Below are 15,820 nucleotides of genomic sequence, written 5' to 3' on the forward strand. Positions count from 1 at the left end.
CACTGCAGCGCTTGCCGCCATGCCGCCAGCCTATATGGTCCAAGGCGAACGAATGATCAGGACGGCACGAAGGGGCACGGATGTCCATCCTCGCAGCGCTTCATCACGTTACCCACTACCGATACGACCGCCCCGTCCATCTCGGCCCCCAGATCATCAGGCTTCGTCCCGCCCCGCATTCGCGCACGCGCGTGCCGTCCTACTCGCTGAAGGTCCTGCCCGAGCCCCACTTCGTCAACTGGCAGCAGGACCCGTTCGGCAACCATCTCGCCCGCTTCGTCTTCCCGGAGAAGACGACGGAGTTCCGCGTCGAGGTCGATCTTCTCGCCGACATGACGGTCTACAACCCGTTCGACTTCTTCGTGGAGGAGGCCGCCGAGCGCTGGCCGTTCACCTATGAGGAGCCGCTGCGCAGCGACCTGTCGGCCTATCTCGGCGCCGAGCCCGCGGGGCCGCTGCTGACGGAATTCCTCCGGACGCTCGACCGCAGCGAGCTGAACACGGTGAACTTCCTCGTCGGCCTGAACCGGGACCTGCAGCAGAAGATCGCCTATCTCGTGCGCTTGGAACCCGGCGTACAGACGCCGGAGGAGACGCTGGAGAACGGCTCCGGCTCCTGCCGGGACACGTCCTGGCTGCTCGTCCAGATTCTGCGGCATCTCGGCTTCGCCGCCCGCTTCGTCTCCGGCTACCTGATCCAGCTGAAGCCGGACAAGGTGGCGATCGACGGGCCGGCCGGCACCAGCGTCGACTTCACGGACCTCCACGCCTGGGCCGAGGTGTATCTGCCGGGCGCCGGCTGGATCGGCCTCGACCCGACCTCGGGGCTCTTGACCGGCGAGAGCCACATCCCGCTCGCCGCGACCCCGCACTACCGCTCCGCCGCCCCGATCACCGGCGGCGTCGATTTCGCCGAGGTCACCTTCGACTTCGAGATGACGGTGACCCGCATCTCGGAGCGCCCGCGCGTCTCCTACCCCTTCTCCGAGGAGAGCTGGCAGGCGCTCGATGCCCTCGGCAAGACCGTCGACGCGGACCTCGCGGCCAACGACGTGCGCCTCACCATGGGCGGCGAGCCGACCTTCGTCTCGATCGACGACTTCGAATCCCCCGAATGGAATGCCGACGCCACCGGCCCGAAGAAGCGCGGCCTCGCCGACGCCCTGATCCGCCGGCTGCGCGAGCGCTTCGCGCCCGGCGGTTTCCTGCATTACGGCCAGGGCAAGTGGTATCCCGGCGAGACGCTGCCGCGCTGGACCTTCTCGCTCTACTGGCGCAAGGACGGCGTCCCGATCTGGAATAACGAGGGCCTCGTCGCCCGCGAGACCGAGTCGGGTCCCGCCGGGCCGGACGAGGCCGAGCGGCTGGCGACGAAGGTCGCGGAGGCGCTCGGCGTTTCGGCCGACAATGTCGCCCCGGCCTTCGAGGACGCGGCCTATTGGATCGCCCGCGAGGCGCAGCTGCCGGACAATGTCGAGCCGACGGATTCGAAGCTCGAGGACCGGGAGGAGCGGGCGCGTCTCGCCAAGGTGTTCGAGCGCGGCCTGTCGCGCCCGACCGGCTACGTCCTGCCCGTCCAGGCCTGGCAGGGGCGCGACCGCTCCGTGCGCTGGGTCTCTGAGCGCTGGCGCACGCGCCGGGGGCACCTCTTCCTCGTGCCCGGCGATTCCGCCCTCGGCTACCGCCTGCCGCTCGGGTCCCTGCCCTATCTGAAGCCCGGCGACTATCCCTTTATCCATCCCGCCGATCCGACCCAGCCCTTCCCGCCGCTGCCGCCGCAGAACCGGACGCAATACGGGCGGCTGGAGATGCAGAGCCAGGAGCGCGGAGACGGCGACCCCGACAGCCCCCTGCAGGCAGGGATGAGCCAGGCGATGGAGGGGCCGGCAGGCGCGATGCGCCAGTCGCTGCCGCCGCTCGGCAATCCGAGCGGAGCCTCCAATCTCCCGGTCCAGATCATGACCTTCGGCGCGCCGGGTTCCGGGCCCGGCGAGATCGACGGCGCCGTGCGCACCGCCCTGTCGATCGAGCCGCGCGAGGGCAAGCTCTGCGTCTTCATGCCGCCGCTCGAGACCGCCGAGGCCTATCTCGATCTCCTCGGCGCGATCGAACAGGTCGCAGAAGCGGAGAACCTTCCGGTTCAGATCGAGGGCTACGCCCCGCCGCACGATCCGCGGCTGAACGTCATCCGCGTCGCCCCGGACCCCGGCGTCATCGAGGTCAACGTCCATCCGGCCGCCTCCTGGGAGGAGGCCAAGGCGATCACCACCGGCGTTTACGAGGACGCGCGCCAGTCGCGGCTCGGCACCGACAAGTTCATGATCGACGGCAAGCATGCCGGCACCGGCGGCGGCAACCATGTCGTCGTCGGCGGCGCGACGCCGCTCGACTCGCCGTTCCTGCGCCGGCCGGACCTGTTGAAGTCGCTGGTGCTCTACTGGCAGCGGCACCCCTCGCTCTCCTACCTCTTCTCCGGCCTGTTCATCGGCCCGACCAGCCAGGCACCACGCATCGACGAGGCGCGGCACGACCAGCTCTACGAGCTGGAGATCGCGATGGCGCAGATGCCGGCCGTCTCCTCCGCGACGCCGCCCTGGCTCGTCGACCGCCTGTTCCGCAACCTCCTGATCGACGTCACCGGCAACACCCATCGCGCCGAGATCTGCATCGACAAGCTCTATTCGCCGGACGGGCCGACTGGCCGGCTCGGCCTCGTCGAGTTCCGCGGCTTCGAAATGCCCCCGGACGCGCGGATGAGCCTCGCCCAGCAGCTGCTGATCCGGGCGCTGATCATGAAGTTCTGGAAGCGCCCGGAAGAGGGCAAGTTCGTGCGCTGGGGCACCAGCCTCCACGACCGCTTCATGCTGCCGGAATTCGTCTGGGCCGACTTCCTCGACGTGCTCGGCGATCTCGGCCGCGCCGGCTATGCGCTGCGTCCGGAATGGTTCGAGGCGCAGGCCGAGTTCCGCTTCCCCTTCTGCGGCCGGATCGAGCGCGAGGGCGTCTCGCTGGAGCTGCGGCAGGCCTTGGAGCCCTGGCACGTGATGGGCGAGACCGGGGCGATCGGCGGCACGGTGCGCTTCGTCGATTCCTCCGTCGAACGGCTGCAGGTGAAGCTCTCGAACTTCGAGGCGGCGCGCCACGTCGTCACCTGCAACGGTCGGGAGGTGCCGTTGACACCGACCGGACGGGGCCAGGAGGCGGTCGCCGGCGTCCGTTTCAAGGCTTGGCAGCCGGCCTCGGGCCTGCACCCGACGATCCCGGTGCATGCGCCGCTCACCTTCGACATCTACGATCGCTGGTCGCAGCGCTCGCTCGGCGGCTGCGTCTACCACGTCGCCCATCCCGGCGGGCGCAACTACGACGTCTTCCCGGTCAACGCCTACGAGGCGGAGGCCCGGCGCCTCGCGCGGTTCGAGGACATCGGGCATACGCCCGGCGGCTATGAGCCGGTGCGGGAGATCCCAGACCCGTCGTTCCCGATGACGCTGGATCTCAGGCGGCCGGCGGGGCTGGCGGTGATGTGACGTTTAGCGGCAGGGCCCGGATCATCGGGGATCGCTCAGCCCTGCGCGGCTTCAGCCTTCGACGGCCTTGCGCAGCACCGCCTCGCCCCACTCGTTCAGGCTCTGGTCGGCCGCGGCGGCGGCGATCGCTGCGCTTCGATGGAGTGCCGGGTCGACGCGGAACAGCATCTTTCCGGAATAAGCCTTGTCCGGCTCCTTTCCGACCTTCGCGCAGGTATCGAGATAATCGTCCACGGCCTCCTGAAAGGCCGCCCGGATGCTCTTCGGATCGTCGGCGTGGAAGCCGATCACATCGTTGATGCCGAGGATCCGCCCGACGAGGATGTCATCATCGACATCGACGTCGACCTTCGCCGTATAGCCGCGGTAGGTGAGCATGCTCATGGCCGCATTCCCAGCTTTTCCAGATATTCCCGCGCATCCCGGACTTGGTAACGCTTCGCCTCCCGCCCCGGATGCGGACGATGAAAGCTCGCGACGAGGCCATCCTTCTCGAAGCGGACGCGCGAGCCGCTCCCTTCGATCAGGCGACAGCCCGCGGCGAGAAGCAGGCCCTCGGTATCGGCCCAGGCGATCGTGCCGGAGACCGGATTTGCAAACACCGCTTCGAGCGTCTTCCGCTGACGGCTGTTCATGCGGCAATATGGCCTTTGCTAGCACAATCTGCAAGCAGGAGCGTTCAAGGCGCCTTCCCAGATCCGGGCGCATTCGAATACGGTATCATCATGAGGCGAGGACATCGCCTTGCCACGCCGCCAGGAAAGCCAGCGGTGGGTACACAACCACCGCCGCCGTCTCTTCCCTGGAGCCCCGTGACCAGCGAATCCACCGCCCTTCCAAGCTATGCGAGCCTCGTCGGTGTGGGCCGCGACGAGATGATCGCGCCGGGGGGCGGCGTGCGGCCGCATTACGCGCCGCTCCTCAACGCGCTTTCGACGATGCCCCGCAGCGAGCGCGAGGCGCGCTTTTCCTCGGCGCGTCAGTATCTCTCCGAAGCCGGCGTGTTCCACCAGGTCTACGGCTCCGGCGACGCGGCCGAGCAGACGCATGAATGGCCGCTCGCCCAGCCGCCGCTCGTCCTCGACCCGGCCGAGTGGGCGACGCTGTCGGAGGGGCTCGTCCAGCGGGCGGAGTTCCTGGAAAGGGTGATCGCCGACCTCTACGGCGAGCGGCGGCTCGTCCGCGACGGGGTGATCCCCGGCGCGCTGGTCGGCCAGAACCCGGAATTCCTGCGCCCGCTGAGCCAGCAGGGCCTTTCCGGCGCGCCGCTGATCCGCTTCATCGCGATCGACCTCGGCCGCGGGCCGGACGGGCGCTGGTGGGTGCTCGGCGACCGGACGCAGGCGCCGTCGGGCGCGGGCTTCGCGCTGGAGAACCGCGTCGCGACGTCGAAGGCCTTTCCCGACATCAGCCGGGAGATGAACGTCGAGCGGCTGGCACCCTTCTTCATGCGCTTCCGCGACACGCTCTACGATCTGGCGGGGCCGGATGTCACGCGCATCGGCCTTTTGACGCCGGGCCCGCACAACGAGACCTATTACGAGCACGCCTATCTCGCCCGCTATCTCGGCCTGCTGCTGCTGGAGGGCGGCGATCTCGTCGTCCACCACGATCGCGCCGAGGTGAGGACGGTGGACGGTTTCCGCCCGATCCGCGTCCTGTGGCGGCGGCTCGACGCTGACTTCTGCGATCCGCTGGAGCTTTTCGGCGGCTCGCGCATCGGCACGCCCGGATTCCTGCGGGCGGTGCGCTCCGGCGCCCTCGTCACGGTCAATGCGCTCGGCTCCGGCCTTCTGGAGACGGCCGGCCTCTTGGCTTTCCAGCCGGCTCTCGCCCGGGCGACGATCGGCACCGAACTGATGCTGCCGACGATCGCCACCTGGTGGTGCGGCCAGGAGGCGGCGCGCGCCTACGTGACGGCGCACCGCGAGCGGCTGCAACTGGCGCCGGCCTTTCCGCCCGCCGCCGATGCCGCCGCCGGCCTGCCTGCGGCGGAGGAGATCACAAGGCTTTCCGCGCGCGGCTTCGACGAGCTGATGCGTCGCGAAGGAACCGCGATCGTCGCGCAGGAGGTGGCGGCGCTCTCGACCGCGCCGGTGTTCGTCGCAGGCAGGCTGGAGCCGCGACCGGTGACGCTGCGGGTCTTCCTGGCGCGCGACCGCGACGGCTGGCACGTCATGCCCGGCGGCTTTGCCCGCATATCGGATTCCCGGGACGCGCGCGTGGTCTCGCTGCAGCGCGGCGGCGGCTCGACCGATGTCTGGATCCCGTCGGACAACCCGCCGAGGCCGGTCACCCTGATCGGCACCGGCGGGACGCGCTTCGCGCGCCGGCTCCCCGGCGCCGTTCCCGCCCGCGCTGCGGACAATCTCTACTGGCTCGGCCGCTATGCCGAGCGCTGCGAAGTGGCGACACGTCTCCTCAGGCTCTACGGCGCCCGGACCGGCGAGGGCTGGAAAGCCGGTGAGCTGGAAATGCGGATCGGCGGCCTTCTCGCGGAGCTCGGCGTGACCGTTCCGCCCGGCGACCCGGTGCGCGGGCTCCTCGCGCTCGCCCGCCAGGCGGCCGATACCGCCTCGCGCATCCGCGACCGGTTTTCGCCGGACGGCTGGCGCACGCTGCGCGAGATCGTCCGGCTGATCGTCGAGGCACAGGACGACGACGGAACCGAGCTGGTCGGGCTGACCAGCGCGATCCTCACCCACCTCTCTGGTTTCGCCGGGCTCGTCCAGGAGAACATGTACCAGTTCCTCGGCTGGCGCTTCATGCAGTCCGGCCGGAGCCTCGAACGCGCGCAGATGTCGGCGCGCATCGCCGCCTCGCTTCTGTCCGGCGAGCCACCGGAGGGCGCCCTGGAGGCGCTGCTCGGCTTTTCCGATTCCAGCGTCACCTATCGGCGGCGCTATTTCGTCGACCTCTCCCGCGAGACCGTCGTCGACCTGACCGTCCTCGATCCGCTCAATCCTCGCTCCGTCGCCTTCCAGGCCAACGCCCTGTTCGAGGCGGTCTCGGCGCTGCCGGGAATGGACGCTGGGGAAACGCCGGACATGCTGTTCCGGCGGCTGGCGCGCCTGCGCGTCCGGCTGCAGACGGCCGAGGCGCAGGAGGTGGCGCCGGCCTTCCTCACCCGCATCGGCGGCGACCTCGCCGACATCTCCGATCTCTTCACCCGCCGCTATCTCCTCTCCAGCCCGCGGCGTGGTCCCGGTCACGAGGAATCGGAATGATCTACGACCTCGTCCTGAAGATCGGCCACGACTATGCCGGCAGCGTCGCCGACGCGCGGCATGTCCTGCGCGTTCGCCCGCGGACGGAGCCCGGCCAGCGCGTCGTCAGCTCGGCGCTCGCCGTCGCGCCGGAGCCCGACGAGAGCTTTGCCGAGGCCGACTTCTTCGGCAACCCGATGGACTCGGCAACGCTCTACCGGCCCCACAGCCGGCTGGATCTGGAGATGCGCGCCCGTGTCGAAGTCTCGCGTCGGGCCGTCGACCTCGCGGCCACACCGCCGCTTGGCCGGCTGGCGGACGCGGCCCGTCTCTGCCGCAGCGGCGGCCCGGACGCGCCCATGCACTTTCTCGGCCGCAGCCGGCGCATCGCCCTGCCGGATCCGGTGCGGACCTACGCCGCCGAATGTCTCGACAACGAGGCCGGTGCCGGTGCCGCGATCCTGTCCCTCGCGATGCGGATCAAGGCCGACTTCGCCTATCGGCCAGGCGCCACCGATGTCGGAACAGGGGCCGCCGCGGCCTTCGCCGAAAGGCGCGGCGTCTGCCAGGACTTCGCGCATGTGATGATCGCCGGGCTGCGGGCGAACGGCATCCCGGCCGGCTATGTCAGCGGCTTCCTGCGGACCGATCCGCCGCCCGGCCAGCCGCGGCTGGAAGGAGCGGACGCCATGCACGCCTGGGTGACGGCATGGCTCGGGCCGGATTGCGGCTGGGTCGGCTTCGACCCGACCAACGGCGTCCTGGCCGGGGACGGCCATATCGCCGTCGCGCTCGGCCGCGACTACGACGATGTCGCGCCGGTTGCCGGCGTGCTCGTGACGGCTGGTCCGCAAAGATCCTATCACGCCGTTGACGTGGTGCCGCATGAGGATCCGTCGCTTCCGATGCGGGAGACATCGGCAACTTCTGCGAGTGAAAAACCAAGTTCTTCCAAGGATCGTAAGATTTCCTCGACGTTTTCACTGTAGCCCTTGGCAAACGGTTTGGTTGCCAGTCGGTCAGTGGGTCATGCAGTTCGACGTCACAACAATGCTCCTCCTGATGGCGGGAACCTGCACGATCGCCTCCGGCGCGATGCTGATGGAATGGCGGAAGGGCGGCGAGCCGGCGCTCGCCTGGTGGAGCCCCGCCTTCCTCGTGATCGGAATCGGCAGCGCCCTGACGCCGCTGCGCCAGATCGGCCTCGACGTCCTGGCGATCGGGCTCAGCAATGCCCTGACGATCGGCGGCTACGGCGGGCTCTTCGCGGGCATCGCCAGCTTCACGGGCCATAGAAAGCTGACCGCGCTGTGGCCGCTCGGCTGCATCGTCTGGCTGCTGTTCTGGCTGTTCTCGCCGCTTTCGGACGACGTCTTCGCCCGCATCGTCGTCCAGTCCTTCTCCGTCGTCGTCTACTCCGCGGTCGCCGGAGTCCTGCTTCTGCAGATGCCGCGCGCCAACGCCCTGGTGAAGACCGTCGGCTGGGTCTTCACGATCCGTGCCGTCTTCTTCGCCGTGCGGATCGCCATGGTCTCGCTGAGCGGATCGGTCCTTGACGCGCGGCTGATGACCGGCTTCAGCTTCACCTCGGTGATGTTCGAGGGCGTGCTCGCATCGGTGCTGCTCGGCTATCTTCTCCTTGCGGTCGGACGCGACCGACGCGAGGTCTCGCTGAAGCGCCTCGCCGAGACGGACTTCCTCACCGGCATCGACAATCGGAGGGCCTTCGCCCTCAAGGCGCGGGTGGCGCTGGCGCTGGCGCCGCGCCGCACGAACCCGAACACCTCTCTCCTCATCATAGACATCGACAACTTCAAGCGTCTCAACGACACCCATGGCCATGCCTTCGGGGACGAGGTGCTGCAGATGTTCGCCGCGATCGTCGCGGGGCATCTCGGTCCCGCCGACCTGTTCGCCCGTCTGGGCGGCGAGGAATTCGCCGTCCTCTTGCCGGGCCAGAACGTTGAGAGCGCAACGCGCACGGCAAATGCGATCCGGCGCAGCTTCGCCGAAGCCGCGGATGTCATCGACGGGCGGTCCGTCAAGTCCACGGTGAGCATCGGCATCGCGTCGGCCGCCGAGGCCGGAAGCCTCGACACCCTCACCAGGCTTGCGGACGGGGCGCTCTACCGGGCGAAGTCCGGCGGCCGGAACAAGGTGATCGCGGCGGAGCCCGAAGCGGAGATGTCAGGCAGCCAGCCCTGCTCGCAGACGCGGTCCGCTGCTCCGGCCTGAGTGCGGTAAGACTTCCTCTATTTTCGCGATGTATGGCCAATCGCATCCCGTATTCATGTCGGAAGGGGCCATGCACGTCGACGTCCCCACCATCTACCTCGTCCTCGCGGGAATCGCCTTCGTCGTCGCGCTGGCGATCCTGGCGGAATGGCGCAAGCTCGCGACGGGGGCCATGATCTGGTGGGCGGCCGGGTTCCTCGGTATCGCCGCAGGCGCCGCGACCGCGCCGTTGCGCCTCCTGCCGGGGCTCGACTGGCTGGCAATCGGCATGTGCAACCTCTTCCTCAGCACCGGTTTCGGCTTCATCGTCTGCGGCATCGCCCAGTTCACGGGACGCAAGGGCATCGTTCTCTTCGCGCTGCCCGCTCCGGCGATCTGGCTCGCCTTCTGGATGTTCTGCCCGGAATTCTCCTCGATCGAGATACGGATCTTCCTTCAGTCGTCGGTGATGACGGCCTTCTCCTTCGTCGCCTCCTGGCTCCTCTTGAACGGGGACGGAAACCGCACCTTCTTCATCCGGCTCCTGGCCTGCGTCTTCGCCGTGCACGGCCTGGTTCACGCGCTGCGGGTCGCGCTGCTGGGCGTGCCGGGGGCGGTGCTGGACGATCTGCGGATGACCGGCTTCGCCTTCACACCGATCATCTTCGAAGGGGCCATCGCCGTCGTGGTGATCGCCTTCCTGCTGATCGCCATTGCCCGCGAACGCGAGGAAGACGCTCTGCGGCAGCTGGCCGAAACCGACTTCCTCACCGGCATCGGCAATCGGCGCTCGTTCGAGCAGAACGCCAGCCTCGCCCTTTCAGGCAAGCGGTCCGGCCCCGGGGGCGGCAGTATCGCCGTTCTCGACCTCGATCACTTCAAGCGCATCAACGACACGTTCGGTCATGCCTTCGGGGACGACATTCTGCGCCTCTTGTGCGCGACGGTGCGGCTTCATCTCGGCCCGCAGGACTTCTGCGGCCGGCTCGGCGGCGAAGAGTTCGCGGTCTGCCTTCCCGGCCGCACCGCGGAGGATGCGGCCCTCGTCGCGGAGGCGATCCGCCGGGACTTCGCCGAACGCGCCCTGATCTTCCGGGGCCAGCCGGTCGGCGCCGCTGTGAGCGTCGGCGTTGCCGAGATCAGCAGAGCGGGCGAACTGCAGGACGCGCTGTCGACGGCGGACGCAGCGCTCTACGATGCCAAGCGAGCCGGGCGAAACCGCGTCGAAGTCGCGCAGCGGGCATAGCCCGAACATGCTTCCGCCACGATCGCCCGGCCGCTTCCACGGCCCGGGCGACGCCGAAGCAGACGCCCTATCTCTCGTGGACGAGGGCGATGGTCGCCAGCGGCGGCAGCGTCAGCGAGATCGAATAGGGCCGACCGTTGACCGAATGCTCCTCGGCCTCCTTGCCGCCCATATTGCCGACATTCGACCCGCCGTAGATCTCGGCATCGGTGTTCAGCCGCTCGCTCCAGCGCCCCGCGGACGGCACACCCACCCGGTAGTCGTGGCGCGGCACCGGCGTGAAGTTGGAGACGATCAGCACCGAGCGGCCCTCGCGGTCCTTGCGCAGGAAGGCGATGACGCTCTGGTCGACATTCGCCGTGTCGATCCACTCGAAGCCGGCCGGGTCGCAGTCGAGCTGATGCAGCGCCGGAATCTCGCGGTACATCGTGTTGAGGTCGCGCACGAGCCGCTGGACCCCCTTGTGCTCGCTGTATTCGAGCAGGTGCCAGTCGAGCGACTGGTCGTGGTTCCACTCGGCCGACTGGGCGAACTCGCCGCCCATGAAGATCAGCTTCTTGCCGGGATGGGTCCACATGAAGCCGAAATAGGCGCGCAGATTGGCGAACTTCTGCCACTGGTCGCCCGGCATCTTGCCGATCAGCGAGCCCTTTCCGTAGACCACCTCGTCATGGCTGAGCGGCAGGACGAAGTTCTCCGAATAGGCATAGACCATGCCGAAGGTCATGTGGTGGTGATGGTAGCGCCGGTTGATCGGGTCCTCCTGCATGTAATGCAGGGTGTCGTGCATCCAGCCCATGTTCCACTTGAAGTGAAAGCCGAGGCCGCCGGCATAGGTCGGCCGCGAGACGTCCGGAAAGGCGGTCGATTCCTCGGCATGCGTCGTCGCCTTGGGGAAGTACTCGCCGACGCGCTCGTTGGTGTCCTTCAGGAAGGCGATCGCCTCGAGGTTCTCGCGCCCGCCATGGATGTTCGGCTCCCACTCGCCGGCATTGCGGGAATAGTCGAGATAGAGCATCGAGGCGACCGCATCGACACGCAGCCCGTCGATGTGGAACTGGTCGAGCCAGTATAGGCCGTTGGCGACGAGGTAGTTCTTCACCTCATTCCGGCCGTAGTCGTAGATCAGCGTGTTCCAGTCCTTGTGGAAGCCGCGCCGCGGGTCGGGATGTTCATAGATCGACGTCCCGTCGAAGCGGGCCAGGCCATGGACGTCGGTCGGGAAATGCCCCGGCACCCAGTCGAGCAGCACGCCGATGCCCTCCTGGTGCAACGCGTCGACCAGCCGCGCAAAGGCTTCCGGCGAGCCGTAGCGCGAGGTCGGCGCGAAGAGGCCGATCGGCTGGTAGCCCCAGGATCCGTAGAACGGATGCTCGGACACCGGCAGGAACTCGACATGGGTGAAGCCCATGTCCTTGACGTAGGGGACGAGATCCCTGGCGATCGCATCGTAGTCGAGGAAGGTGTTGCCGTCGCCCCGGCGCCAGGAGCCGAGATGCACCTCGTAGATCGAGATCGGCTTCTCGCGGTTCTGCCACTCGGTGTCGTGCGCCTGAAATTTGCCGTCCTGCCACTCGTGCTCGATCAGGCCCTCGACGATCGAGGCGGTGGACGGCGCCTGCTCCTGCTTGAAGCCGACGGGATCGGCCTTCAGCGGCTGCACGTTGCCGTCGGCGCCGACGACCTCGTATTTGTAGATCTCGCCCTTGCCGATCTGCGGAATGAACAGTTCCCAGACGCCGCAGTCGTGGCGCAGGCGCATGACGTGGCGCCGCCCGTCCCACGAGTTGAACGGGCCGACGACGGAGACGCGGCGCGCGTTCGGCGCCCAGACGGCGAAGGAGACGCCCGCAACGCCGTCCATCTCACGCGGGTGCGCGCCGAGCTTCTCGTAGAGCCGATAGTGGTTGCCCTGCGCCAGGAAGTAGATGTCCTGATCGCCGAGGATCGGGCCGAAACGATAGGTATCCTCCTCGTCCCAGGGCGTGCCGCCGCCATGGCTGAAGCGCAGACGATAGGCCGTGGACCGATCGAGGCCGGGCACGAAGCCGGAGAAGAAGCCTTCCGGGCCGAAGGATTCCAGCTGCCCCAGCTCCTTGCCGGCGGTGTCGACGACTGCGGCCCAGTGGGCGCCGGGCCGGAAGGCACGGACGATCGCGCCGCCGTCGACATAATGCGGGCCGAGGACGGAGAACGGGTCGCCATGGGCGCCGCGCTCGAACTCGTAGGCCTGGTGCTCGTCGGGACGATGGTCGATGGGCGCCGCGCCGGCGCCGGTGTCGGTGCTCATGTTCATTTCAGTACCTGCCGTTTTTCGAGGAGCGCGATGATCCCGCGCAAGGGGATCGACAGCCATGCGGGTCGCATCGCCGCCTCGTAGCGCAGTTCGTAGAAAGCCTTGTGGAGGACGAAGAGATCGAGCAGCCGGGAGGTTGCCTCGTCGGCAAGAGAAATTCCGGACGCCTCGCTCCAGTGGGCGAGGAAGGACTGGGTGGTCTCGTCCCGCCAGCTCTCGGCCATCTCGGCCAGCCGCGCCATCGTCGCTTCGTCCGCCGGCCCCGCCTTGTCGCGCGCGGCGAAGGCGGCGTAGTCGAAGGAGCGCAGCATGCCGGCGACGTCGCGCAAGGGAGAGGTCTTGCGACGCCGGTCTTCCAGCGAGCGGCCCGGCTCACCCTCGAAGTCGAGGATGACGACGTCGTTCTTGGCCACCAGCACCTGGCCGAGATGGTAGTCGCCGTGGATGCGGATCCGCCGGCTCTCGACCCTCAGATCGACGAAGCCGTCGAACCAGGTGAGGATGTCCTTCTCCGCTCCGATCAGACGCTCGACGCCCTCGGCATTGGCCTCGCCGGCATTGGCTGCCGACTGCCTGAGGATCGCCAGCGCCTCGCTCGCCTCGCGCTTGGCCTCGGCGACCATGTCGGCGAGGAATTCGGGCGTGACGGGTTCCGGATCGAAGGCGGGATCGCCGGTGACGGTGGCGAGCGCGGCATGCATCTCGCCGGTCCGCCGGCCGAGCACCTCGCCCGGATCGATCTGGATCGTCAGCATCGGCTCGCTCGGCGTTCCCACCTCGCCCTCCTCGTCGGCGACGGGGGGATAGGTATAGGCGTGGTCGCGCAGATAGCGGGCGAGTGCGTCGGTGATCACCGCCCAGGCGTCGCCCTGATTCTGCACCTGCGCGAACATCGCGACCAGCGCCGTGCGGCTGCCGTCGGCGCGGATCAGCTCGATCGAGCCGAGCAGAGCCGGCGCAGCGTCGAAGTCGGTCTTCTCGGTCAGGAACCGCGTGACCTCCAGCTCGGGCTGGATGCCGTCGCGCAGCCGGCGATAGTATTTCAGGATCGCTTCCGCGCCGACCAGCAGCGAGGTGTTCGACTGCTCGGCGGCGAGCGGCACGATGGCGCCTGACTCGACCGCAAGCGCGCGCTCCAGCGCCTCCCGCTGGGCCGCCGAGGCCTCGACGTGCAGCTTCGCCTCGCCGAGGTCGAGGTCCTTGCCGGCGGCGATGATCTGGATCAGCAGCTCGGCGAGATCCGGATTGCGCGTCCCGTCGATCACCGCGCCGACCTTCGGCCCCTGGCGGATCTTGGCGATGGTATAGGGCAGCGCCGGCGCCTGCGGGCCGAAATGGCTCTCGCCCCAGACCGCGCTCAGCGGCAGGAGGTAGCGCTGCGCCTCCTCCCCGACCGTCACCGTCACCTCGGTCAGGAGATTGCGGCCGGAATTGGCGACCGGCCCGATCACCGCGATCTGCAGGCGCCGCGGGCGCTCGGACTTGCCGGCATACCAGCGCTGGCCGCCGATGAAGTCCGGCAGCACCGTCTCCAGCTCGCGCCGGTTGCGCGGCGTGATGGTGGTCGCGATGTCCTTGCCGGCGACGAGCGTCGCAAAGTCCGGCAGCGGCGTCGGCTGGCCCGCGAGGCCGTCGGTCTTGCCCGACAGGTCGAACCAGAAGAAGCCGTAGGCCGGCAGCGTCAGGACGTAGTTGCCGTTCGCCGAGATCTGCGGGAAGGGCGACAGCCCGAGCATCTCGACCGGCACGGTGCCGGCATAGGCCGAGAGGTCGAGCTCGACCGCCTGCGCCGAGCCGGAGAGATTGGCGACGCAGAGGATGCGCTCTTCGGCATGCGTCCTGAGATAGGCGAGGATCTTGCGGTTCGACGGCAGCAGGAAATCGATCGTGCCGCGCCCGAAGGCCTCCTTGGTCCGCCGCACCTGGATCAGCCGGCGCATCCAGTTGAGCTGCGAGGCCGGATTGTTCGACTGCGCCTCGACGTTGACGGCCTGATAGCCGTAGACCGGGTCCTGGATCACCGGCAGGTAGAGCCGTTGCGGGTCGGCGCGGGAGAAGCCGCCATTGCGGTCCGCCGACCACTGCATCGGGGTGCGCACGCCGTCGCGGTCGCCAAGATAGTAGTTGTCGCCCATGCCGATCTCGTCGCCATAGTAGACGACCGGCGTGCCGGGCATGGACATCAGCAGCGCGTTGAGGAGTTCCACCTTGCGCCGGTCGTTGCCCATCAGCGGCGCGAGGCGCCGGCGGATGCCGAGATTGATGCGGGCGCGCGTGTCGGAGGCGTAGGTGCGCCAGAGATAGTCGCGCTCCTCCTCGGTCACCATTTCGAGCGTCAACTCGTCGTGGTTGCGCAGGAAGATCGCCCACTGGCAGTTCTCGGGGATCTCCGGCGTCTGCCGCATGATGTCGGTGATCGGGTGCCGGTCCTCCTGCGCCAGCGCCATGTACATGCGCGGCATCAGCGGGAAGTGGAACGCCATGTGGCATTCGTCGCCCTCGCCGAAATACGGACGCGTATCCTCCGGCCACTGATTGGCCTCGGCGAGCAGCATGCGGTCGGGATAGTGCTTGTCGAGGTCGGCGCGGATCGCCTTCAGGACGTCGTGGGTCTCCGGCAGGTTCTCGTTGTTGGTGCCCTCGCGCTCGACGAGATAGGGGATCGCGTCGAGCCGCAGCCCGTCGACGCCCTTGTCGAGCCAGAAGTGCATGGTCGCCAGCACCTCTTCCATCACCTTCGGATTGTCGAAGTTGAGGTCCGGCTGGTGCGAGAAGAAGCGGTGCCAGAAATACTGCTGGGCGACGGGGTCCCAGGTCCAGTTGGAGGTCTCGGTGTCGGTGAAGATGATGCGGGTGAGGTCGTAACCCTTGTCGTCGTCGGACCAGACGTAGAAGTCGCGCTCCGGGCTGCCCTTCGGCGCCTTTCGCGCCGCCTGGAACCAGGGGTGCTGGTCCGAGGTGTGGTTGATGACCAGCTCGGTGATCACCCGCATGTTGCGCTTGTGCGCCTCGTCGATCAGGCGCTCGACGTCCTCCAGCGCGCCATAGGACGGGTTGACCGACCGGTAGTCCGAGATGTCGTAGCCGTCGTCGCGCAGCGGCGAGGGATAGAAGGGCAGGAGCCAGATCGCCGTGACGCCGAGTTCCTGGATGTAGTCGAGCTTTTCCAGAAGGCCCGGAAAGTCGCCGATCCCGTCGCCGTTCGAATCGGCGAAGGTCTTGACGTGCAGCTGGTAGATGATCGCGTCCTTGTACCAGTCCGCTGCCTTCAGGTCGGGACCTGCGACAACGACATCGGTCGGCGCGACGGAGACGAATTCGTTCATCGGAT

At 68.1% G+C, this 15,820-nt stretch carries 9 protein-coding genes; 5 read left to right on the forward strand and 4 right to left on the reverse strand.

What is annotated here, in order from left to right; all coding sequences use genetic code 11:
• Positions 1-80: 80 nt before the first annotated feature.
• Positions 81-3,527: a DUF2126 domain-containing protein gene (locus AB5S17_RS17155; protein ID WP_369241574.1), complete on the forward strand. Its 3,447-nt coding sequence runs from the start codon at positions 81-83 to the stop codon at positions 3,525-3,527.
• A 51-nt stretch (positions 3,528-3,578) separates the two neighbouring features.
• Here AB5S17_RS17155 and AB5S17_RS17160 read toward each other — a convergent pair whose 3' ends face one another.
• Both AB5S17_RS17160 and AB5S17_RS17165 read right to left on the reverse strand, forming a co-directional pair.
• Positions 3,579-3,911, reverse strand: a complete 333-nt coding sequence (locus AB5S17_RS17160; RefSeq protein WP_369241576.1) for a type II toxin-antitoxin system HicB family antitoxin — start codon at positions 3,909-3,911, stop codon at positions 3,579-3,581.
• Positions 3,908-4,162 carry a type II toxin-antitoxin system HicA family toxin gene (locus AB5S17_RS17165; RefSeq protein ID WP_369241578.1) on the reverse strand — a complete coding sequence of 85 codons (255 nt, stop codon included), beginning with the start codon at positions 4,160-4,162 and terminating at the stop codon, positions 3,908-3,910. Before AB5S17_RS17165 ends, AB5S17_RS17160 begins: the two co-directional genes overlap by 4 nt.
• Before the next feature lie 177 nt (positions 4,163-4,339).
• On the opposite strand from AB5S17_RS17165, the gene AB5S17_RS17170 reads away from it, so the two are divergent.
• The 4 genes from AB5S17_RS17170 (at position 4,340) to AB5S17_RS17185 (ending at position 10,193) form a co-directional block, all read left to right on the forward strand.
• Positions 4,340-6,754, forward strand: coding sequence for a circularly permuted type 2 ATP-grasp protein (locus tag AB5S17_RS17170; protein WP_369241580.1), 2,415 nt, complete (start codon positions 4,340-4,342; stop codon positions 6,752-6,754).
• Positions 6,751-7,722: a transglutaminase domain-containing protein gene (locus AB5S17_RS17175; RefSeq protein ID WP_369241582.1), complete on the forward strand. Its 972-nt coding sequence runs from the start codon at positions 6,751-6,753 to the stop codon at positions 7,720-7,722. Before AB5S17_RS17170 ends, AB5S17_RS17175 begins: the two co-directional genes overlap by 4 nt.
• Positions 7,723-7,762: 40 nt before the next feature.
• Positions 7,763-8,968, forward strand: coding sequence for a GGDEF domain-containing protein (locus AB5S17_RS17180; RefSeq protein ID WP_369241584.1), 1,206 nt, complete (start codon positions 7,763-7,765; stop codon positions 8,966-8,968).
• Positions 8,969-9,038: 70 nt separating this feature from the next.
• Positions 9,039-10,193 carry a GGDEF domain-containing protein gene (locus tag AB5S17_RS17185; RefSeq protein ID WP_369241586.1) on the forward strand — a complete coding sequence of 385 codons (1,155 nt, stop codon included), beginning with the start codon at positions 9,039-9,041 and terminating at the stop codon, positions 10,191-10,193.
• Positions 10,194-10,260: 67 nt separating this feature from the next.
• On the opposite strand, the gene glgB is transcribed toward AB5S17_RS17185, so the two are convergent.
• Both glgB and treS read right to left on the reverse strand, forming a co-directional pair.
• Positions 10,261-12,483: a 1,4-alpha-glucan branching protein GlgB gene (gene glgB, locus AB5S17_RS17190; protein ID WP_369241588.1), complete on the reverse strand. Its 2,223-nt coding sequence runs from the start codon at positions 12,481-12,483 to the stop codon at positions 10,261-10,263.
• A 2-nt stretch (positions 12,484-12,485) separates the two neighbouring features.
• Positions 12,486-15,815 carry a maltose alpha-D-glucosyltransferase gene (gene treS, locus AB5S17_RS17195; RefSeq protein WP_369241590.1) on the reverse strand — a complete coding sequence of 1,110 codons (3,330 nt, stop codon included), beginning with the start codon at positions 15,813-15,815 and terminating at the stop codon, positions 12,486-12,488.
• Between the last annotated feature and the right edge of the window lie 5 nt (positions 15,816-15,820).

This window comes from Jiella sp. M17.18 (assembly GCF_041027365.1).
Classification (GTDB): domain Bacteria; phylum Pseudomonadota; class Alphaproteobacteria; order Rhizobiales; family Rhizobiaceae; genus VKMB-3413.